15 protein-coding genes are annotated in these 22054 nt (G+C 45.4%); all 15 read left to right on the top strand.

Annotated elements, in window-relative coordinates:
- Positions 1-12 precede the first annotated feature (12 nt).
- The 15 genes from V8F51_RS01530 (at position 13) to V8F51_RS01460 (ending at position 22049) form a co-directional block, all read left to right on the top strand.
- Positions 13-2685, top strand: coding sequence for a family 78 glycoside hydrolase catalytic domain (locus tag V8F51_RS01530; RefSeq protein ID WP_337098268.1), 2673 nt, complete (start codon positions 13-15; stop codon positions 2683-2685).
- An 861-nt stretch (positions 2686-3546) separates the two neighbouring features.
- The gene (locus V8F51_RS01525; RefSeq protein ID WP_337098267.1) at positions 3547-4509 is read left to right on the top strand and encodes a carbohydrate kinase family protein; all 963 of its coding nucleotides are present in this window, start codon (positions 3547-3549) and stop codon (positions 4507-4509) included.
- 12 nt (positions 4510-4521) lie between these two features.
- On the top strand, positions 4522-5991 hold the full coding sequence (gtfA, locus tag V8F51_RS01520) for a sucrose phosphorylase (protein ID WP_337098266.1): 1470 nt from the start codon (positions 4522-4524) through the stop codon (positions 5989-5991).
- A gap of 63 nt (positions 5992-6054) precedes the next feature.
- Positions 6055-6822, top strand: coding sequence for an alpha/beta hydrolase (locus tag V8F51_RS01515; RefSeq protein ID WP_337098265.1), 768 nt, complete (start codon positions 6055-6057; stop codon positions 6820-6822).
- A gap of 109 nt (positions 6823-6931) precedes the next feature.
- The gene (locus V8F51_RS01510) at positions 6932-8668 is read left to right on the top strand and encodes a sensor histidine kinase (protein WP_337098264.1); all 1737 of its coding nucleotides are present in this window, start codon (positions 6932-6934) and stop codon (positions 8666-8668) included.
- A complete protein-coding gene (locus V8F51_RS01505; protein ID WP_337098263.1) occupies positions 8649-10244 on the top strand; it encodes a helix-turn-helix domain-containing protein in 1596 nt (531 codons plus the stop codon). Before V8F51_RS01510 ends, V8F51_RS01505 begins: the two co-directional genes overlap by 20 nt.
- Positions 10245-10326: 82 nt before the next feature.
- Positions 10327-11871 carry an ABC transporter substrate-binding protein gene (locus tag V8F51_RS01500; RefSeq protein ID WP_337098262.1) on the top strand — a complete coding sequence of 515 codons (1545 nt, stop codon included), beginning with the start codon at positions 10327-10329 and terminating at the stop codon, positions 11869-11871.
- 68 nt (positions 11872-11939) lie between these two features.
- Entirely contained in the window at positions 11940-12878 is a 939-nt protein-coding gene (locus V8F51_RS01495) for an ABC transporter permease (RefSeq protein ID WP_337098261.1), read from the top strand.
- Positions 12879-12890: 12 nt separating this feature from the next.
- Positions 12891-13784 (top strand): carbohydrate ABC transporter permease, encoded by an 894-nt coding sequence (locus V8F51_RS01490; RefSeq protein ID WP_337098260.1) that lies wholly within the window; start codon positions 12891-12893, stop codon positions 13782-13784.
- Positions 13785-13820: 36 nt separating this feature from the next.
- On the top strand, positions 13821-14627 hold the full coding sequence (locus tag V8F51_RS01485) for a Nif3-like dinuclear metal center hexameric protein (RefSeq protein WP_337098259.1): 807 nt from the start codon (positions 13821-13823) through the stop codon (positions 14625-14627).
- A 24-nt stretch (positions 14628-14651) separates the two neighbouring features.
- The gene (locus tag V8F51_RS01480) at positions 14652-15593 is read left to right on the top strand and encodes an alpha/beta hydrolase (protein ID WP_337098258.1); all 942 of its coding nucleotides are present in this window, start codon (positions 14652-14654) and stop codon (positions 15591-15593) included.
- A gap of 396 nt (positions 15594-15989) precedes the next feature.
- The gene (locus V8F51_RS01475; RefSeq protein WP_337098257.1) at positions 15990-17654 is read left to right on the top strand and encodes a sensor histidine kinase; all 1665 of its coding nucleotides are present in this window, start codon (positions 15990-15992) and stop codon (positions 17652-17654) included.
- The gene (locus V8F51_RS01470) at positions 17651-19267 is read left to right on the top strand and encodes a response regulator transcription factor (RefSeq protein WP_337098256.1); all 1617 of its coding nucleotides are present in this window, start codon (positions 17651-17653) and stop codon (positions 19265-19267) included. Before V8F51_RS01475 ends, V8F51_RS01470 begins: the two co-directional genes overlap by 4 nt.
- Before the next feature lie 216 nt (positions 19268-19483).
- Positions 19484-21025, top strand: coding sequence for an ABC transporter substrate-binding protein (locus V8F51_RS01465; RefSeq protein WP_337098255.1), 1542 nt, complete (start codon positions 19484-19486; stop codon positions 21023-21025).
- 100 nt (positions 21026-21125) lie between these two features.
- Positions 21126-22049 carry an ABC transporter permease gene (locus V8F51_RS01460; RefSeq protein ID WP_442956390.1) on the top strand — a complete coding sequence of 308 codons (924 nt, stop codon included), beginning with the start codon at positions 21126-21128 and terminating at the stop codon, positions 22047-22049.
- The last annotated feature ends 5 nt before the right edge of the window (positions 22050-22054 follow it).

Below are 22054 nucleotides of genomic sequence, written 5' to 3'. Positions count from 1 at the left end.
AGGTGTTAACAAATGATGATACCTGTAAACTTAAAGATCAATAACTATTACTCTCCGTTGGGGATTGATACGGCTAGCCCTATTTTTGGCTGGGAACTGGAAAGCGAACGGCAACATCAGATTCAGGCTCACTACCGTATTGTACTCGCTAAGCAAGAGGAGTCGCTCTTTGGTTGCGTGCAATTGCTATGGGATAGCGGCAAGGTGAACTCTTCCGAACAATTCGGCATTGTCTATCAAGGTCAACCGCTTCAAAGCGTTTCTGCGTACTATTGGAGAGTGGCTGTATGGAATCAGCATGGCGAAATGGCATGGAGCGAAATGCAAACGCTGTTTACTGGCTATCTGAACGATGAAGCATGGAAGGCCGAGTGGATCGGACGCGGCGGAGCCAAACCATTTTATGCAAGAACGGAATTTGCCTCGGAGGGACGAGTCAAGCGCGCCTATGCACTCGTGTCGGGTCTTGGCCACTTCAAGCTATACATGAACGGCGAGAAAGTTGGGCCTAACGAGATGGATCCGGGCTGGACCAATTATGCAAAGTCCGTACAGTATGTTTGCTTCGATGTGACGGACAAGATTCGCGAAGGCAGTAACGTAATCGGTTTTTCGGTCGGCAACGGATTTTATGCGGGAGATGCGGGAGATCGGCATTTCTATACGATAGGAAAAGGGTACGAACCCTACGGCACGGAGTTGCTTGCAATGGGAGAATGGCATATCGAATATGAGGATGGCTCTGTTCTATATGTAAGGACGGAGGGCGAGAACTGGAAAGTTCGCGAGAGCGCGACGACGCTGGCGAACGTGTACGGATCCGAAAATTTCGACGCAAGGCTGTATCCGAATGGTTGGTACGGGCTTGCTTTCGACGATTCGGGTTGGGAGACAGCCAAGGTTTTGTCTGCCCCTGTTGGTAAACTCGTGAGCCAAAACCAGCCTCCGATTACGGTGAGAACGGTCTACGATACGATCTTAATCGAGGAGCCGCTGGATCAAGTATACATTTATGATTTGGGCCAAAATATGTCGGGCATGTTCGAAATTTATGTCAGTGGGCCTGCCGGCAGCAAGGTTACCGTTAAGCCTGGCGAACTAAGGAACGAGGATGGTACGGTAGCTACCCCTTGGGACATTGTGACCTATTCCGAGTACACGCTTGCCGGTACAGGGGATATAGAAGTATGGAAGCCCGACTTCTCCTGCTACGGGGCGAGATGGGTACAGATCGAAGGCTGCACGCGCGACGGCGCCGACAAGTCAAAGCCGATCATTCATGATGTTAAGGGACACTTCGTAACGTCGGCGTCAGAGGATGTGGGGAAGCTGCAGACAGACGATCCTCGCATAACGAAGCTTGCTCAAATCATTATAAAAGCGATCGAGAGCAATCTGCAAAGCGTGCATTCCGATTGCCCGACGATCGAGAAGCTGGGCTGGATCGAGACAGCAAGCTTAATGGGTCCATCGATTATGTACGTAAAGAGTGTCGAGGAGCTATGGCTGAAAATTACGCGAGATATGATTGAAGCTCAGACGGAAGAAGGGTTAATTCCTGATATAGCACCGGAATATTCGAAATTTAGCGAGGGTTTCCGGGATTCTATTGCATGGGGAAGCGCAATTATCCTCGTTCCCGGGCTGCTATTGAACACCTACGGCAACCGAGCCGCTATGGAAGAAGCCTATCCTGCCATGAAAGCGTATTTGGATTATTTGAAGTTGAAAGAAGTAGACGGTGGACTTATTAACCACGGACTCGGGGACTGGGGTATTGCGCCGCAGACCGGAGGAGACTACGTCGAGAACGTAGAAACAGCATTCTATTACGAGAGTTACAGGTTGACATCCAAATTCGCGTCCTTGCTCGAACTAGGCAGCGATGCGGAGCATTACGCGGCGGAAGCGGAACGGGTGAAGCGAAGCTATAATGCGAAGCTATTGCGTAGGGTCGCTGGCGAAGGAACAGGGCGTTATGCCTATTGTAAGCCGAACGGGGAATTCGATCCGCTGAATCAGGTGGTTCAGGCGATTCCGCTTTATTTTGGACTTGTGGATGAAGAGTATCGTTCCGATATTGAATCGGCGCTATTGCATGCGGTATCAGGGAGACAGCTGCGATCGGGAGAGATAGGGCTTCGTTATCTGTTTGGTGCGCTTGCTGGCATGAAGCGAAACGATATCGTATTCGATATGATGATGCAGCCCGAGCATCCGAGCTATATTCGGTTCGTCGAACGCGGAGAAACGGCGCTGCCTGAATTCTGGACGGATGATTCCCGTTCCCGAAACCACGATATGATGGGGCATATTTTGGAGTGGCTGTATAAGGAAGTGCTGGGAATATCGTCAGTAAGGGATGCTTACAAGGAAATTCTTATTGCACCGGGTTGTTCGGGCCTAATCCAACATGTTACAGGCAGCCATCGCTCTGCCAGAGGCGAGATTAAAGTCGATTTCAAGTCCGAAATGAATGGTTTGCGGTTAGCGGTTAGCTTGCCCCCGAATACAAGCGGAATCATTAAACTTCCTATTGAATCGGATGAAATGGCGATCATGGAAAGCGACACTCCGATCAGCTTTGAACGTGTTCAAGAACATGGCCGTTTATTTGCAGTAATTCGTATAAGTTCAGGAAGCTATCAATATGCAGTGCGAGAAAGCGGAGTTAGGAATCTTTAAGAATGATTGTTGGAGCTTGATTCTGATATAGAAAAATCGAAAAGTGCTTAACTTTGCTGATGCTAGGTTAAGCACTGTTTCGTTTGAATTTTAGGAAGAGTGGTCTAACACATCGTCCGACTAAACAACTTTATTATCATAATTCCAGCTACGTAATTGTCAGGAATCATACTGATTATCAATATTTTTTCGTCGAATTGAAACTCCTAAAACAGTTGAATTAACTGGCCTTAGTTAAAGAGCTTTATTATCCCACATCAGAAGATCCTGTTATTTTGCTACTATGCGAAATAACAGGATCTTTTTTTATATTCTTCTGAGTAAAGAAGACCTAAGTTCTTTAAAAAACAGTATTTTATTCTCGATGTAAGTGACTCATTTATTTCCAAAATGCTCACTATATTCTCTTGCATTTGAACGATGATTGTCAAAAAAACACCAAATTCTTTATCCGAAAAAGGGGTACAGTTTAAAACATAGCCAAGGCCCACTTTATTTATTGTATGGAGAGATTCGATTTAGAATGGTGATTGTTCTTAGGAAAGAAATGCTCAATATGATCGAAAGTTGGCATTTTTTTCATTTTATAAAAAGTAAAAAAAATAATACGAATTTTACTCCAAATGCAAATTTCGCAATTTAAAATTTATTTGATGATAAGGTAAAATGAGCCGATCACTTTACCAACGGGAGTAAATTATCACGTATAGAGTCCTCTACTCGATTTGCACGGAGCTACATTTCAGGAATAAGCCTTTATTTTTAAAAAATAAACCTGATTATTTGAAGTAACCCTTTCGGAGGTTGCAGTACATTGAGAATAACGCCAAAGTACAGCGTTGTTTTCAAGGAGGGAACACCATGATCCATTTTAACGAACATTTCAATTTCGATTTCGACAGCAAACCATATGACCTTCTGACGATCGGCGAACTGCTCGTGGATATGATATCTAACGAGTATGATGATACCTTTCAGAACGACGGTTATACCAAGTTTTTCGGAGGATCGCCTTCCAATATATCCATTAACACGAGCAAGCTTGGCATCAACTCTCGCATTTTCTCGGCAGTGGGAGATGACGGATTAGGCACGTACCTCATAGACCGTCTGCGCAAGGAAGGCATGGATACGAACGGTATCCAGCGTACGGATTATTCCACGAGCATGGTTGTCGTATCGAAAAGCCAATCGACGCCAATTCCTATTTTTTATCGCGGCGCGGATTATCATCTAACGTACACACCCACGCTTGAAGATGCTTTGATAAAGTCGAAAATTGTCCATTTCTCTTGTTGGCCGTTGTCCATGCTTCCTGCCCGCCAAACCGTAGAACGAGTGATGGAAGCAGCCAGAGCGCATAACGCTTTGATCGGCTTCGATCCCAATTATCATCCGATGATTTGGGCCAAGCACGAAGATGGGGTCCAGTATATCAAGTCCGTTATCCCTAAGGTAGACGTTATCAAACCGTCTGAAGACGACGCCAAGCGATTGTTCGGAGAAGATACTCCTGCTAACCAAGTCGAGAAGTTTCTTGAGTTGGGAGCAAAGCTCGTTATTATGACTTTAGGTAAGGACGGAGCCATCGTGTCTAATGGCACGGAGACGAGAACATTTGACACAATGGCCACCGATATCGTGGATACGACCGGTGCCGGGGACGCGTTCTGGTCCGGCTTCTATGCGGCTGTCATTAAAGGATATCCTTTAGAGCAAGCCCTGAATCTTGGTTTTGCTGTCAGTGCGTACAAATTGAAACATACAGGTGCTGTTGTAGAGCTTCCGAAGCTGGAAGTCATCAAAGATCAATACGGGTTGTAGGAGGCATTCGAGATGGCAATCAAAAACAAAGTACAATTGATCACGTATCCCGATTCGATGGGAGGTAATTTGAAAACTCTTAATGATGTGCTGCAAAAACATTTTAGGGATGTATTCGAGGGAGGCGTTCACATCCTGCCGCCATTTCCATCCTCGGGTGATCGGGGCTTTGCTCCGCTAACTTATCTTGAGATTGAGCGGGGTTTCGGCGAATGGGAGGATATACGGAACATTGGCGAGCATTTCGACGTGCTGGTTGATTTGATGGTGAATCACATTTCTAAGCAGTCGCCGTATTTTCAAGATTTTCTCGCTAAGGGGCGGGCATCTGAGTATGCCGATTTGTTCATCACCCTAGACAAGATTTGGGAAGACGGAGTTCCTGTTCAAGTTGATGTCGATAAAATGTTCTTGCGCAGGCCATTGCCTTATTCTTCGTTCCAAATTGAGGAGAGCAGTGAGACTGAGCGCGTATGGACGACATTCGGCAAAACGGACCCTTCGGAACAAATCGATCTAGATATTCATTCTGAACAGACTCAGAAACTGCTTCAAAGCTTTTTCGAAAACTTTAAGCGGCAAAATGTCAAAATCGTTAGGCTGGATGCTGTCGGATATGTCATCAAAAAACTTGGTACCAGCTGTTTCTTCGTAGAACCGGACGTTTATGATTTTCTTAGCCAGGTCAAGCAACTAGCGGATTCGCTAGACATCGAATTGCTGCCGGAAGTGCACTCCCACTATAGCACGCAATTCAAGCTGGCGGAACAAGGCTATTGGATTTATGATTTCATACTGCCATACCGGATATTAGATACGCTCCTCAATAAGTCTAGTCAGCAATTGCGCAGCTACTTGAAGATCCGTCCGCATCGCCAGTTCACGATGCTGGATTGCCATGACGGCATTCCGGTCAAGCCGGATATGGACGATCTCATAGATACCGTCGAGGCTAGGAAGCTGGTCGATACTTGCGTGGATAGGGGTGCAAACCTGAGCTTGATTCTATCGGATGAGCATAAAGCGGCGGACGGATTCGATGTCCATCAAATTCGCTGCACTTATTACAGCGTGCTGAACGGCGATGACGATGCCTACATGGCCGCCAGAGCGATTCAACTCTTCACGCCGGGTATTCCTCAAGTGTATTATGTCGGATTGCTTGCCGGGTTAAACGATATGGATCGTGTTAAGGCGACAGGTGAAGGACGCGAAATTAATCGCCACAACTATACGGTGGAGGAAATCGAGCAATCACTGGAGCAAGAAATCGTGAAGCGGCAGCTCGCGCTCATTCGCTTTCGGAACACTTATGATGCGTTCGACGGAGCGTTCAGCGTAGTGGACTCGGCCGACGATGAAGTGAAACTCACATGGGTCAATGGCGATTGCCGCTGTGAACTTTTTGTTAATTTGCACACTAATCATACGCTCATTAAATATGTCGATCGTACAGGATATGAAGTGGACTACGTTGTTTAGCGGGAATCCAACAAAGGAGGAATTCGTTTGGCTACGTTGCAAATAAACTTTTATTCCAAATGCATGCGAAGAGAATTAACGTTCAGTGCGTTGTTGCCGCTAGACTCTCCTGAGCTTCCTGGACAATCGGTGGAGCAGGTTAAGAAGCCGATGAAGTCGCTGTATCTGCTCAATGGGTTTTCGGGCAGCCACTCGGACTGGAACAGTTTCTCGCGAATTCGGGAACTCTCGGACAAATACAACATTGCCGTATTCATGCCCGCTGGGGAAAATCGCTTTTATTTGGACGATGAGGATAGAGGAGAGTTGTTCGGGGAATATATCGGAGTGGAGCTAGTGGAGTTCACGCGCCAGATGTTCCCACTGTCCAAGGACCGGGACGACACGATGATTGGCGGTTTGTCTATGGGAGGTTATGGCGCCATTCGGAACGGGTTGAAATACGCCGAGCGATTCGGAAAGATTATTGCCTTGTCATCAGCACTTATTCCGTACAAAATAGCAAACATCGCCGACGATTATTATGACGGAATTGCGGGATATCCTTATTACAGGAGTGTATTTGGCGATTTGGATCATTTGCTCGGCAGCGATAAAGACCCGGAAGCTCTTATTCTTCGTCTGATAGAGAAACAAGCGGATATCCCGTCAATCTATATGGCTTGCGGCATCGACGATTTTCTGTTGGATGTGAACCGTAGTTTCCAGCAGTTCCTTCAAGCAGAGAAGATAGATCATACGTATAAAGAGAGCTCAGGAACCCACAACTGGGATTTCTGGAATGAGACCATCGTTGACGCGCTCGAATGGGCGCTGGGAGATGGCAGCTAGGCCTAAATGACGAATCATCTGTATACGCCCCTGAACGTTTGCTCGCTAGCCGATTGGCTTCGATCGAATGACGGGGGCTTACTTGACTTTTGAAGGACGGAGAAGGGTTATGATCCGAACGAATAGTATCGTATTTAAGTTTTCGCTTCAGCTGACGGTTATCGTAGCAATTCTTTTTTCCGTTCTCGTCTTGAGCAACATCTATTCGTTGGCAGTCGTTCGGAACAATTCGATTGCGAGTTCCAACAATACGCTCGCGATTTACGAGGCTAACATACACAATTACTTCAACAATTTCGAGAGAGATTTGACCGAGGTATTCGAAAATAACATTGACCTTACCATCGACTTTGGGAAGTTGAACGAAAGCAGCCGTTACTTTAAGTCGATGCAGCTCCGCAACGCGTTGGCGGCAAAAATGACGCGCAACGATTCCAGCGACGGCATGTTCATCGTCATACCCGAAGGCGACGTCCTGCTTGGCCAATTTAGCAATCGGATCTTTCTGAAGGACAAGCTGCTGCTAAGCGATTTCTTGAGGATACAAGCTTTTACGCCAGAACCGTCGGAGGAAGCGGCGGAGTGGGCTGCATTCGGCATTCAAGGCTCCAGCTATTTATTCAAATCGATTACCTTCTCCGGAATTAGCTTCGTTACCTTCGTCAAGGCGGATACGCTATTGTCTCTGGTCAACAGGGGAGGAGGCGATATGAACCGCTATGTCCTTAGCGATCGGAATGGTCATGTTTTGTCCTCGAATAATATCGTTCTTGATGCTAACGCCTCCACGATGGACGACTTGAAAGCACAATATAAGCGCCAATTCATGATGCTGTCCAAGCCGATATTGGAAATCGGGCAAATCACGAACCTGGTTGAGAAGCCAGGCTTATTCTCGGGATTAAAGCTGATTCAATGGCTTATCGTTTCGTTGGCGGCTATCTCCCTTATTGTCGTACCGCTTGTGCTGAAGATTCTAGCCAGAGATATATTGAAGCCGGTCCTTGAACTCGTCAAGGCGGCCAAAGATATAGAGAAAGGGCAACTGGAATTTCCACAGCCTTCCGACCGCTATTCCATGGAATTCACGAAGCTGTTTCATTCCTTTCAGTCCATGGTCCGCGAAATAACGGAATTGAAGATTCATTCGTACGAAGAACAGATTGAACGCAGCCGGATGGAGTTGAAATATTTGCAAATGCAAATCCGGCCGCATTTTTTCCTGAATGCCATATCGACGATTACGAGCCTTACCTACTCGAATAAAAACGAGGAAATTCGTAGACTAATCAGCCACCTATCCGAGCATCTTCGCTATATGTTCACGGGGGCGCTAGTAGAAGTTCCAATCGAAGTGGAAATCAAGCACACGGAAAATTATATTTTGATGCAAGAGATTCGTTATCCCGACCAAATCTTCTATATGACGGAAATCGACGACCAAGTCGGCAAAGAGCGCATACCGCAATTTATGATTCAAACGTTCGTCGAAAATACGTTCAAGCACGCCTTGGTTTACGGAGAGATGTTGTCCATATTTATTCGGGCCGGCAAGGAAACAAGAGAGGGCACTACGTTCGTCAAAATCGTAATCGAGGATAACGGCGGAGGCTTCTCCTCCGAATGGTTGCAAGAAGAGGCTGATTTCGCTCCTTCAAGGAACCATCCAGGCCAAGTTGGAATTGCGAATATACGAAAGACGCTTCAACTGCTTTACAAAAGAGATGACTTATTGAAGCTGTCTAATGCCGAGGCAGCCGGAGCCAGAGTAGAATTGTGGATTCCGATGCTGCAAGGTGACGAACGAGAGGAACGGGAGGGACGATATGCGTTGTTTGCTGATTGATGACGATATCCCTACGATTGAAGCCCTAAAGGGCATCTTGAATTGGAGCGATTACGGCATTACGGAAGTCGTCGCGGCTTATAACATGCAGGATGCGCAGCGGTCATTCGAGTCCAGGGAACCCGATTTGATTATATGTGACATTGAAATGCCCAGAGGGTCCGGCATCGATATGATCAAATGGGTGAGGGAACACCAGTATGAGGGCGGATTTATTTTCTTCACCTGTCACGAAAGTTTTGAGTTTGCCTCCAGTGCTATATCCTACAGTGCCGACTCTTATCTCGTAAAGCCGTTGGACAAACAGAAGCTGGAAGCCGCTCTGCTCAAGTCCCTGGATACGCTTCGGCAAAAACGAACGCTGGGCGAATATAGCAAGATGGGACTTACATGGCTGAAAAATAAGGATTTGGTAGAGAAAAGCTTCTGGAGAGATGTATTAACAGCGGTCATTTCTCCAAGGATGGATTTGATTCAAGGTGAGATTATGAAACGAGAGTTATCCCTCTCGGTTGACAGCGATTATGTTCTGTTCCTTGCGAGTGTACCGCGTTCACAAATCGAAGGAGTATGGGCAGACAGTCTGTTTCAATATGCGTTCGCCAACCTCTGTTCGGAGATGATGTTTCACCAAGTGAATCACGATCGCGTTATTGCTTATCAAGCCGATAACGTATTTTATAATGCGATTATTGTAGAGGGTGTCTCCGACATCGGCGAGCTGAAAGAAAAGGGCGAGCAGCTCATCCGGATGTGCAAGCAATATTTGAAATGCACAGCTACCTGTTACATTAGCGAGACGGCAGCCATCTCTCAGCTATCGCAGAGCAGAGAGCAGTTGGAGCTTCTGGATGCGTCGAACATTATATTCAGGGGTGTCGTGCACGACCAGAAGGAGCCATTCAACTACAAGATTACGGAGCGGTATACACTTGATTGTGACTTATTTATGATGCTGTTTATTCAGAAAGAGAAGCTCCAAATCGTCAATCGGTTGAAAAAAGAACTGGAGACGCTGTCTGTTCAAAATAGGCTGGACTCTGCGACTCTGCAGGCGATTCGCGAAGATTTTCTGCAAGTCGTCTATTCCTTTCTCTCGAGAAATCATATTCAAGCTCATCGGCTCTTCGCCAGTGATCGTACGCAGCAGCTCGCACAGCATGCGGAGCACAGTGTGTTCGACTTCATGAAGTGGGCGCAATTGATTACAGACCAAACGATTGAGTCTGTTAAGGCGGCGCTGCAGTCGGAAGGCGTTGTTGAGCGCGCCAAACGGTTCATACATGATAACTATACACAAGAGCTTAACCGCGAGGATGTTGCGGCAAGCGTTTATTTGACGCCGGATTATTTGGCCAAAGTGTTCAAGAACGAAACTGGCCTTTCCATCAAAGAATATTTGAACGAACATCGAATCAGGACGGCCAAGCAGCTGTTGATTGAAAGCCATTTACCTATAGGGCAGATCGGGATGGAGACAGGCTTTGACAGCATCTCCTATTTTTCTACTGTGTTCAAAAAACTGACGGGAGAAACGCCGAATGCGTATCGCGCGAAGCATAGGTCTAGTTTTTGAAAAAACACGCCGTCTTTTTTAAAGTGCTGCATGCTGGCCCGGCAGTATACTGAAAGCGAAAACAATGACAGGAGGAAATGCCATGAACAGAAAAAAGGGGTTAAAATCATTGGTGCTGTCGGCTGCGATATGTGGCTTAGTTTTATCGGCTTGCAGCAATAATTCGGGCACATCATCAGATAAGTCGGAAGCAGGCAATTCGAACAAAGTGGAAGAAATCGTGTTCGCAATGCCGACCTTCAACCGTATACCCGAAGACTTGAGTAAAGTGACGGATGCGATCAACGCAATCACGACCGAAAAAATCGGCGTAAAGGTGGACTTCCGTCTTTACGGACCGTCCGACTATGCGCAGAAGGTCAATCTAGCGCTCCAAAGCGGCGATAAGATGGATGTATTCACGACGCTCGGACAATTTACGAATTATGTATCGAAAAGCCAAGTTGCACCGCTCGAGGATCTGCTTGCTCAATACGGCAAAGAAATGACCGCTGTACTAGAATCGGATTTCGGACCGGATATGCTGAAGGCTACGACGCTCGACGGACATATTTACGGCGTTCCGGTAAACAAAGGCATGGCCTTGCCTATGAACATCGTTTACAACGCGGACATGCTGAAGGAAGCCGGTCTTACGGCTGATGATATTCAAACGGTTGATGATCTGCCGGCTGTATTCGAAGCGGTTAAGGCCAAGTTCCCGGATGTGGTTCCATTCGGACCAATTAACGTCAACCCTAGCGACACAGGTCTCATCAATTTAATCAAAGGTGAGTCCAAAGTCGACTTCTTGACGGATACGACAGGAGCAGGCGTTGTAATCGGCGATGACGGCAAGGTTGTCAACTTGTACGAATCGGATGTTTTTAAGAACCGTGTTGCAATGATGAGGGACTGGTTCAATAAGGGCTATCTGCAGAAAGATGCGGCGACCTCTACGATTACAGCTCCAGAAATGATCTCCTCCGGCCGTCTGTTCTCCTATCTGGGCGGATACGGCGGGATGGAAGTAGCGAAATCATTGAGCGCACAAACGGGAAAAAATCTTGAGACGAAACGTATCGCCCCATTCTACTTTGACACGAGTGCCGTTAATTCGGTCAACTGGATGGTATCCAGCACGTCGAAAGTTCCAGAAGCGTCTGTCAAATTTCTCAATTTGTTATACACCGATACAGACCTGATTAATACCGTTCTGTACGGAATTGAAGGCGAAACGTATGCGAAGGTTGATGAGCATCATGTCAAATTTCTAGATGGACAAGATGCGAATACTGTATCCTATACGGCTATGCTGAGCACTGGTATTGTCGGCTCCGAGTCTCTCCAATATCAGTTCGAGGGAATCAACTGGTCGGATATCGAGCTGAAGCTGAAAGAAAACAAAGATACGGAAAGATCCCCTTATTTCGGCTTTATCTTCGATCCAAGCGAAGTGAAGACGCAAATGAGCTCTGTGATTAATGTTGTGAATCAATACCTTCCAGGACTTGTCACGGGTTCGCTGGACCCGGATGAGGCTATATCAAAATTTGTCAAAGCCCTTGATGATGCGGGAGCACAATCGATAATGAAGAGCAAACAAGAGCAGTTAGATAAGTGGCTCGGATCGCAAACGAATGAATAGCAAATAAGTATGGAGGAAAATGGAGCCCATAAGAGGTTCCATTTTCCTTAAGTGGAGGTGCAACGAATATGACGACAACTACTGCTACTACAAAAACAAAATCAAAAACGCTTAAAAAGACGCTTCCTCTCTTATTATTGGCGGCTCCGGGATTGCTGTACTTTCTGATTAACAGCTATTTGCCCATGTTCGGCGTTTTCATCGCTTTCAAGGATGTGAATTATGCCAAAGGCATCTTTGGCAGCGACTGGATCGGTTTCGACAACTTCAGGTTTCTATTTCAAACGAAAGACGCTTGGATTATGACGAGGAACACGCTGCTCTATAATTTGACCTTTATTGTAGTCGGTACGATCATCTCGATTATTATCGCCATTCTGATGGCCGAATTACTGAAGAAGGCTTACACCAAGCTGTATATGTCGGGACTGATTCTTCCAAGCCTTATCTCCATGGTCGTTCTCTCCTTGCTTGCGTTTACCTTCTTGAATGCCGACAGCGGATTTATCAACCAGTCCATTCTCCGTCCGCTCGGCTTGCCCGAGATCAACTGGTATTCGGAAGCCAGGTATTGGCCTTACTTGCTCGTTTTCATACAAATATGGAAAACTGCAGGCTACGGCTCAATTGTGTACTTCGCTTCCATTGCAGGGATCGACAAAAGCATCTATGAAGCTGCCAAAATCGATGGTGCGGGCAAGCTTAAGCAAATCCGCATGATTACATTGCCGCTCCTAAAGCCGACAGTCATCGTTCTCGGACTAATGTCACTCGGAAGAATATTCAATTCTGACTTCGGATTGTTCTATCAGGTTCCTATGAATGCCGGTGCCTTGTACAGCACAACTCAAACGATCGATACCTATGTGTATCGGGCGCTTATGCAAATGAACGATATTGGAATGTCGGCGGCAGCTGGCTTATATCAATCACTCGTCGGGTTCGCACTCGTCGTTGTTGTGAATGCGATTGTCAAAAAGGTAAGTTCGGAAAATGCGTTGTTCTAGGGGGGATAAAATATGATTCAAACAAGAGGAGAAAGGACATTCGTCATATTCTCTGCGGTCGTGATGGGGTTGTTGACTCTGCTTGCTTTTTTGCCGTTCGCGTTAATCGTTATTGCTTCATTCACCGACGAATCGACCTTGATTCGTAACGGGTACAGCTTCTTTCCAGATCAGCTAAGTCTTGATGCATATGAATACTTGAAATCGTCCGCGTATACCTTCGTAAGAGCGTACGGCGTATCGTTCCTGGTAACGATATTAGGAACCGGAATCGGTCTATTGATTACGAGCATGCTTGCTTACCCCATGTCTAGAAGGGATTTCAAACACCATAACAAGTTGGCTTTTATCGTTTTCTTCACCATGCTCTTCAGCGGAGGAGTCGTTCCTTCCTATATGATGTGGACTCAATATTTTCATATAAAGGATACAGTGTGGGCACTCATTTTTCCCAATTTGCTTGCCAACGGCTTTAACGTATTGCTAGTTCGTAATTACTTTAAAAACAACGTGCCAGTCGATCTAATCGAATCTGCCCAGATTGACGGCGCTTCGGAGATACGGACATTTTTCCGCATTATGCTGCCGTTATCTATACCTGTTATGGCGACCGTAGGTCTCTTTATGGGACTTGCTTATTGGAATGATTGGATTAACGCGCTTTATTATATTTCCAAGCCTCAGCTTTATGGTATCCAAAATTTGCTCGTGCAACTAATGAACAACATTCAATACCTTAATTCAGGTCAGGCTGGTGCCGTTATTGGCTCGCAAGCCGTCGAAATGCCTAGCACAGCCGTGCGTATGGCGATGGCCGTTCTTGGTATATTGCCAATCTTGTTCGTTCTGCCGGCGATGCAGAAGTATTTGACCAAAGGGGTTATTATTGGCGCAGTCAAAGGATAATTCAATTCTAAATGAATGAGAATGGAGTGTGCGTTTATGAAGGTACAAGAAGTGATTGACCGGATTTTGCTCGATTGCTGCGGAGGCAAGAAGCTGGAGCAGACTTGCGATGTGCTGGCAAGCGGCAGCGAGGATATAGAAGTAACGGGAGTGGTTACCACTTTCATGGCGACTGTTGATGTCATTAAGGAAGCGATCGCTATCGGAGCGAACCTTATTATTACGCATGAACCGACTTACTTTACGGGGATGGACACACTCGATTGGCTGCAAGAGGATCCCGTCTATCTGGCTAAGAAAAAGCTGATCAAAGACCATCAGATTGTTATTTGGAGATTTCACGACCATATGCATATGGCCGATACGGACCGAATTTATGACGGTTTGATTAAAGAGCTTGATTGGGAGAACAATCAAATCGACGTTAAATCTCCTTGGGCTTATGAGATTAACCTGACAACGGTTGGGGAGCTTGCTGACTTCTTGAAGCAGCGGTTAGGCATGAGTGTCTTGCGAATCGTCGGCAATCCGGAATCGCCTTGCTCACGTATCGGGATTTTGGTTGGTGGAGGAAGTCTCGGCCTCGGCAGGGAGCAGATGCCGATGGAGCTGATGCAAGACAAGAACTTGGATGTCATGATCTGCGGCGATATTACGGAATGGACGTTATGCGCATATGTTAATGACGCTGCTATGCTAGGAATGGATAAAGCTATGATCGTAGTTGGCCACGAGCGCACCGAGGAGTGGGGAATGAAGCATATGGCAGCATGGCTGCAGCCTTTGGTGAGTGAGCTTCCCGTTACATTCGTCGATGCGAAGGAACCTTTCCGTTATCTGTAAACCGAACTGGAGGGAGAACTAGTTATGGATTTTACGAGCAATCGCGAAATATTGGATCAGGTCATTAGGGATAGAGAAAGCATTCGGCCGATTGCCACCCATCGTAAAGCCGATGGGTCAATAGATGTAGAATCAAATCTGAGATTATGGAATACGATAATCGTCAAATTTAAGCAGATACAGCTATGGGAAGCTGGTGCGCCAGATTTTGACGAGTCGTTTATTCTTCAGCCTCAGCCCTCCATCATCTTTATCCCCAGTCCGTTGGAGGATGTGCGAGGCACAGTCATTGTTGCCCATGGTGGAGGATTTGAGATAAGAACAGGCAGTGAGGGATTCCACACTGCCGACTTCTTCAACAAAATGGGCTTTAATGTTGCCATTCTTACTTATCGATTGAAGCCATATACCCGATTTGACGCTATTGCGGATATGCAAAGAGCTGTGCGGATATTAAGGTCGAGAGCCGATGAGCTTCATATTTCGAACATCATTTCCGTTATGGGATTTTCAGCAGGCGGAATGCTTTCGGCGAATTGCGGCACTCATTTTGACAATGGTCAACAACATGCTGATGATCCTGTGGATCGTTATTCCTGTCGTCCGGATGCCGTAGTTGTCGGTTATGGGGCCTTTAGCTTTGCCGCGTTTTCCATGGAGCTGTTCACTAACGTATTCACGGATCCAAATCGCGCCGAAACCATCTACTTGTCTCCCGATAAAAATATTTCCGCCGCCACGCCGCCATTTTTCATTTGGCAAACGAATCCCGACGATCCGAGATTTTCACTGAATCTTGCCAAAGAACTGACGGATGCCGGCGTTCCTTTCGAACTGCACTGTTTCCCTGATGGCCCACATGGTGTGGCGCTTGCCGATGGCAACAATGATATGGATTACAGACTTCCACATCTGATGCATTGGAGTGAGCTATGTGCGGAATGGTTGGAAGGAATAGGATTATAGCGGTAATGAGGGGGCAGTATGCTTAAGTGATAAGAGGACGAGCGTCTTCAGAAAGAGATCGAAAAGCGAGCCCGTACCACGACTCTTGTCTTATGTATATAAAAGTCGGATTATGACCACAACTCGTCGGAATATTGCTTGTGAATCAGCTTCAATACAACTATTATTAATTTGTAAGCGACCAGAAGCGGGCAGGGCGTAGATGGGCTTTGCTGCTGATTCATACTGGTGGTTACCTTCTAACTCACACTAAACAATAAATGAAGAACGGCAGCCACTCGTGGCTGCCGTTTCGTTTCGAAGAAAATCGACGGGAAAGCAGATGAAACCATGCGACTCTTACCCAACAAGAATGTATATAAAACCCTCACATTCAAGCTTATTCTTGGCTCACAGATGATCATTATTCCGCTTATCTTTCTTCTGATCTTCGATCATCTGTATTCCATCAACATATTGCACAAGAAAGTATCCGAATCGAAGAAAGACACCCTCGCGTTATATATGAACGAGATCGATTCCGAACTCAAAAACGTTGAGAATTATATTCTGAATATTATAAGTCACGATATGAGCATTCCCAATCTGGAGAATGAAGACTTGGGCACGAGAGAGTTCGCGAAATATAATTTAAAAGACAACATAGTCGAGGGTATAAGCACCTATAATCTCATTGATGGTCTAGTTATCTATTCAAATATGACGGAGGACTATTTATATTCGTATAGCTCGAGAACGAGTTACCGTGAGAGAGCTGCCGCGTTAGACTATATGGTGGATAAAGTGAGCAGTGGTGAAAGTTTCGCCAGCTTAAGGTGGTTCCCAGCGACAATCGGATCGTCTACCTACATGTTGAGAATCATGAATGTAGGAAGCGTCTATATGGGGGCATGGATTAACGTTGACACTTTTAATAAATACATTCATGGTTTGGATGTCAGCGTGAAGGATTCTGTTATTTTCGCCAATTTGCACGGGGTGCCGATGAATCATGCGGAATTTGTAGAAGAGCATGACATCGATCTATCGGGTGACTTGAGCAGTTATTATTTTACCGGTGAGGGTAATAGCTATATGGTGATCGGGCAGGATTCCAAAAGAGGCGATCTGCGAGTAACGGTCATCGATACCGAAAACAACATTCTCGAAGGCCTTGATCGGATTCAAATCGTAATTAGCGTTATCGCGTTGCTTTCCATTCTTTGCATACCCTTAACTTTTATTATATTGAGAAAATGGATTTTCAAGCCGGTCACAAAGCTGAAGCACGCCATTAAAATGCTTGAAGGCGGTGACTTAAGCCATAATATTAAAGTGGAAGAGCATCCATATGAATTTATGCTGCTGATCGATACGTTCAATAAATTCACGTCACAGATCCAGCAGTTGAAAATAGACGTCTATGAAGAGCAGATTCATAAACAGAAAGCCGAGCTTCAATATCTTCAAATGCAAATCAAACCTCATTTTTATTTGAATGCCTTTAACACCATCTATAGCATGGCCCAAATGAAGGACTATCAACTGATTCAGGACATGGTCAGAAGTTTGTCGGATTATTTGAGGTACACGGTGAAAGGGAACTTTACGCTTGTCCTGTTCGAGGATGAACTTAGGCATGTGCAAACCTACCTTCAAATCCAGAAAATACGTTCGGGGGAAAACTTGATTTGTCACATTGATGCCGATCAGCAATTGATGAGCCTGCGAATGCCGCCTCTTATTCTCCACACGTTTATTGAAAATATTATGAAGCATGCCCTTACGATGTATGAGCCGATCACCGTAATTATTAAAGCGGAATGGATTGAACTCAATAATGGAAAATATGCGCAAATTTCGATTCAGGACAGCGGGAGTGGGTTTTCGGAAGAAGCGCTGGAACAAATTAATTCGGATTATGTCCTTCATAAGGATGACGGGGCAAACATCGGTATTTGGAACGTTAAGCAAAGGCTCAAGCTGATGTATGGCAATAAAGCGAGTATTACCGCAGCCAACTCGGGCGGTGCATGTATTACGATTATTTTGCCGATAGAAATGGAGCCGATTCAGAATTGAAAATTCTTATCGTTGATGATGAAATTCAGACCGTTAGGGCCATTAAACACAGCATAGACTGGGACATGCTGAAGATTGATGAGGTCCATACGGCGCACAATATCGCTCAAGCCAAGAAGATACTCACCGAAATGACATCCCCAATCGACATTGCAATATGTGACATTGAGATGCCGCAAGGGAGCGGGCTAGAACTGCTCGAATGGATGAAAGATCATTCTATAGAAACGGAGTGTATCCTGCTCACTTGTCATGCAGAATTTGAATTTGCCAAAAAAGCGATTGAGCTTGGCAGCTTCGATTATTTGGTTAAGCCGATCCCGTTCGAGAAATTGGAGCAAGTCATTAACAAGGCTGTTTCCAAAATATCCTCGACAAGACGTTTAAAAGAGTACAGCGAATACGGGGAATACTGGATTCATAATCAATCGATGGTTGCGGAAAGCTTCTGGGCTGATTTAGTGCAAGGCCAATTGACGGACAAGCCAGATGCAATTGCTCAGAACGCAAAGACAAGGAAAGTGGCTTATAAAACCGATGAACGTTATGGATTGCTCTTAATTAGTAAAAAAAGACTCGTTACTAAGCTGGATGCATGGAACCAGCACCTGCTCGATTACGCTCTTAAAAATATAGCGGGTGAAATATTATTCGGCAATGTAAATTCAGAAGCCATTATGATTCTGAACGGCCAATTGCTGGCCATCCTTCCGGAAATAAGGGACAAGAGCCAGCATACAAGCAAGCTAAAGGATAAATGCAAGGAACTCATTGCGGCTTGCAATAGCTATTTGGGATGCAGTGTAAGCTGTTATATTGGCGATATTGTATATGGAGAACGATTGTCCGATTTATATAAACAGCTGCTTGAGATCGACAAAAACAATGTTGCGCTGAGCAGTAAAATATATGACTTGAATGAATGGGACCGTGATCTCGATTCCCCGAACGCGGCCTTGCAGAGCTTGCTCCAAGAATGGACCTTGATGCTGCAACAGGGGAACAAAGAAAAATTGCAGCAGGACATTATTAAATATCTTCAAGCGCTGGCTGCAGAGGATAAGCTTAACCTAGAGGTGCTGCGCATCGTCCAGCACGACGTACTGCAAATGGTGTATGCGTTCCTGCAACAAAAGGAAGTCCAAGCTCATCAGCTCTTTAAAGATCCGCGGTCTCAGGAGCTCTTTCGCCATTCAACTAGCACGTTGGACGGAATGGTTCAATGGACCCGTTATTTTATCGATAAGGCGGTCGATTACACGGTGGAGATTGCGAAATCTCAATCGGTGATCGGTAAAGTAAAAGAATATATCCACGCCAATCTAAAAAATGAATTCACGCGAGAGGATATCGCGAATTATGTCTTCCTGAATGCGGATTACTTAACTCGAATATTCAAAAAATCAACTGGATTGTCGATCGTCGAGTATGTGACCGAAGCAAAAATCAAGAAATCTCTGGTCCTGCTTAACGATCCGCAGCTATCAATCAGTATGGTGGCCAGTGAGGTGGGTTATGATAATCTTACGTATTTTTCCAAGCTGTTCAAAAAAGTCGTTGGCAGTACGCCTTCGGATTACAGAAGGCACCATGTAAAGTCGGAGAAGGAATGAAAAAAGTCGGAAAAAAACCAAAAGCCGTCTGACGACGGTTTTTTTTGTGCCTATCCTAATAAAAATGCTCTTTACCGTGGTCTTAAACCGGCTATTAGTAGTCAGAGTAGTTAAAGAATCGAAGACGGAAGCGCTTCTATAATAAAGCTAACCTGTTGCGATGGGCAATACATGCAGGTTGCTTGAACGAAAATAAATAATGAAGGGGAAATCAAAGTGAAAAAGAAAAGCAAACTCATTACGATGCTGGCGATTACCGCATTGCTTCTGTCCGCCTGCGCGGGCGGAAATGGAGGCAATAATAACGGCAACAGCGGCGGCGACAACAAGGAAAACGCGACTAAAGAACCGACAAGTAGCGCTAAGCCCGAAGAAATCGTATATGCCTACCCCGTATACGGAAACATACCGACGGATTTACAGCTGATTGAAGACGAAGTCAACAAAATTTCGATCAAAGAAATTAACGTGAAAGCAAAGCTGATGCCGATCAACGGCGGCAACTGGGATCAACAGGTCAATCTGATGATTTCCAGCGGAGAGAAGCTTGATGTGATGCCGACTATGGGCAATTTCAATACGATGGTCGCCCAGAAGCAATTGCTAGATATTAAGGAATTGATTGATTCCTACGGTCAAGGAATCAAAACGGCTGTTGGGGAAAATTTTTTGAAAGGGACAACCGTTGACGGGAAAATATACGGGGTTACCCTTGGAAATGGTAAAGCAGCTGTGCCCAATATTGCAATAAGAAAAGACATTCTTGATAAATATGGTTTAAACATAGACAGCGTAAATACGTTTGAAGATATCGCCAAGATTTACGAGACAGTAGCTCAAAAGGAACCGCAAATGTCCATGCTCATTCCGTTTGGTGCTGGAGATGTTACAATGGCGCCTAGCAATCTGTTATTTCAATCCAATTACGATAACTTGGGTGACGGTATAGGCGTGCTTCTCGGGAATGATAATTTCAATGTCGTCAACTTGTATGAGACAGAGGAATACAAGTCGCTCCTGTATACGATCAGGGACTGGTATACAAAGGGATATATTTTGAAAGATGCAGCAACAACAACCGAAACGGCAACGAGCTTACTCAAAGCAGGGAAGGGATTCTCTGAATTTAGCAGCGGTGAAGTGGGATTGGATGCGCAGTTGACAAGAAACACCGGACAGTCGTTCGTAACCAAGAAGCTGCAAGAGCCGCTTATTACTTCGGGAGCCATCCAAGGTATGACTTGGGCAATTCCTGTAACAACTAAGAAGCCGGAAGCGGCAATGAAGTTTTTGAACTTGACCTACTCGAATGCTGATGTCGTTAACTTGTTGGACTGGGGTATCGAAGGTAAACATTACGAGAAGAAGTCGGATGGAACGATCGGCTACCCGAGCGGAGTGGATGGAAGTAATTCAGGTTATGCCTTTGGCCAAGATTGGCTGATGGGCAATCAATTGATTGCTCATGTATGGGAAGGCAACGATCCGAACAACTACAAAATTCTCGCTGAAAACAATCAGAATGCACCTATCTCAAATGCACTCGGTTTCTCTTATGATAGTTCGAAGGTGAAGACAGAAATTGCGAATGTAAACAATGTGCTCTCTCAATACAGGCCTGGACTCCATACGGGAAGCCTGGATCCGGACAAATACTTGCCTGAGTTGAATGCCAAGTTAAAAACGGCGGGTATTGATAAGATCATCGCGGAGAAACAAGCGCAGCTCGACGCGTGGGTTGCGGCAAATCAGAAGTAAACATGTCATCTCTGAGGGTACAAATATGTAACCAACGTACAGACTTGAGTTACATATTTGTGCCCTATTTCATTCTGAACACGCAAGAGGAAGGAGGAAGATTGCTTTGAATAAAACATTGAAGAAAAGAAAAAGCATGATTCCGATGTATGTGATGATGTTGCCAGGGCTATTGTACTTGCTAATTAATAACTATGCCCCGATGTCTGGTCTATTTATTGCCTTTAAGAGTATCGATTACTCGAAAGGTATCTTTGGCAGTGATTGGGCAGGATTTCAAAATTTCAAGTATCTCTTCAACACCTCCGATGCTTGGATCATTACACGAAATACGATATTGTACAATTTGGCGTTTATTATACTTGGAACGACGGCAGGCATAACGGTCGGCATCCTCTTAAGTGAAGTGTCCAAGAAGCTGCTGTCCCGTTTCTATCAAACGGTTCTGCTTCTGCCGCAATTAATGTCTATTATTATTATCGCTTATATCGCTTATGCGTTTCTAAGCGTGGACACGGGTTTAATTAACAAAACGATATTGCCAATCTTCGGCATAGATCCGATCTCCTGGTATATGGAGCCTGCTTATTGGCCTTACATCCTGACGTTAATCTATTTATGGAAAGGCTTGGGCTATTCTTGCGTTATTTATCTTGCTTCTATTCTCGGCATCGACCGTTCTCTATATGAGGCTGCGGAAATCGATGGGGCTGGAAAGTGGAGACAAATTACTTCGATTACTTTACCTATGCTAAAACCGACCATTATCACATTGGTGTTGATGTCCATAGGAACGATGTTTTATTCCGATTTCGGCTTGTTCTACCAGATCCCGATGAATTCCGGCGTTCTCTTCAGTACGACCAGCGTAATCGATACTTATGTGTATCGAGGATTGCTACAGTTGAACGATATCGGAATGTCCTCCGCCGCTGGAGCGTACCAATCCGTGGTTGGGTTCGTCCTGATTTTGCTAGCCAATTTTGTTGTTAGAAAATTAGATAAAGATAACGCGCTTTTCTAGGAGGC

Source organism: Paenibacillus sp. YIM B09110, assembly GCF_037167145.1.
Taxonomy (GTDB): domain Bacteria; phylum Bacillota; class Bacilli; order Paenibacillales; family Paenibacillaceae; genus Pristimantibacillus.
The sequence above is the reverse complement of the archived record's forward strand: the minus strand, read 5'-3'. Positions and strand labels throughout refer to the sequence as shown.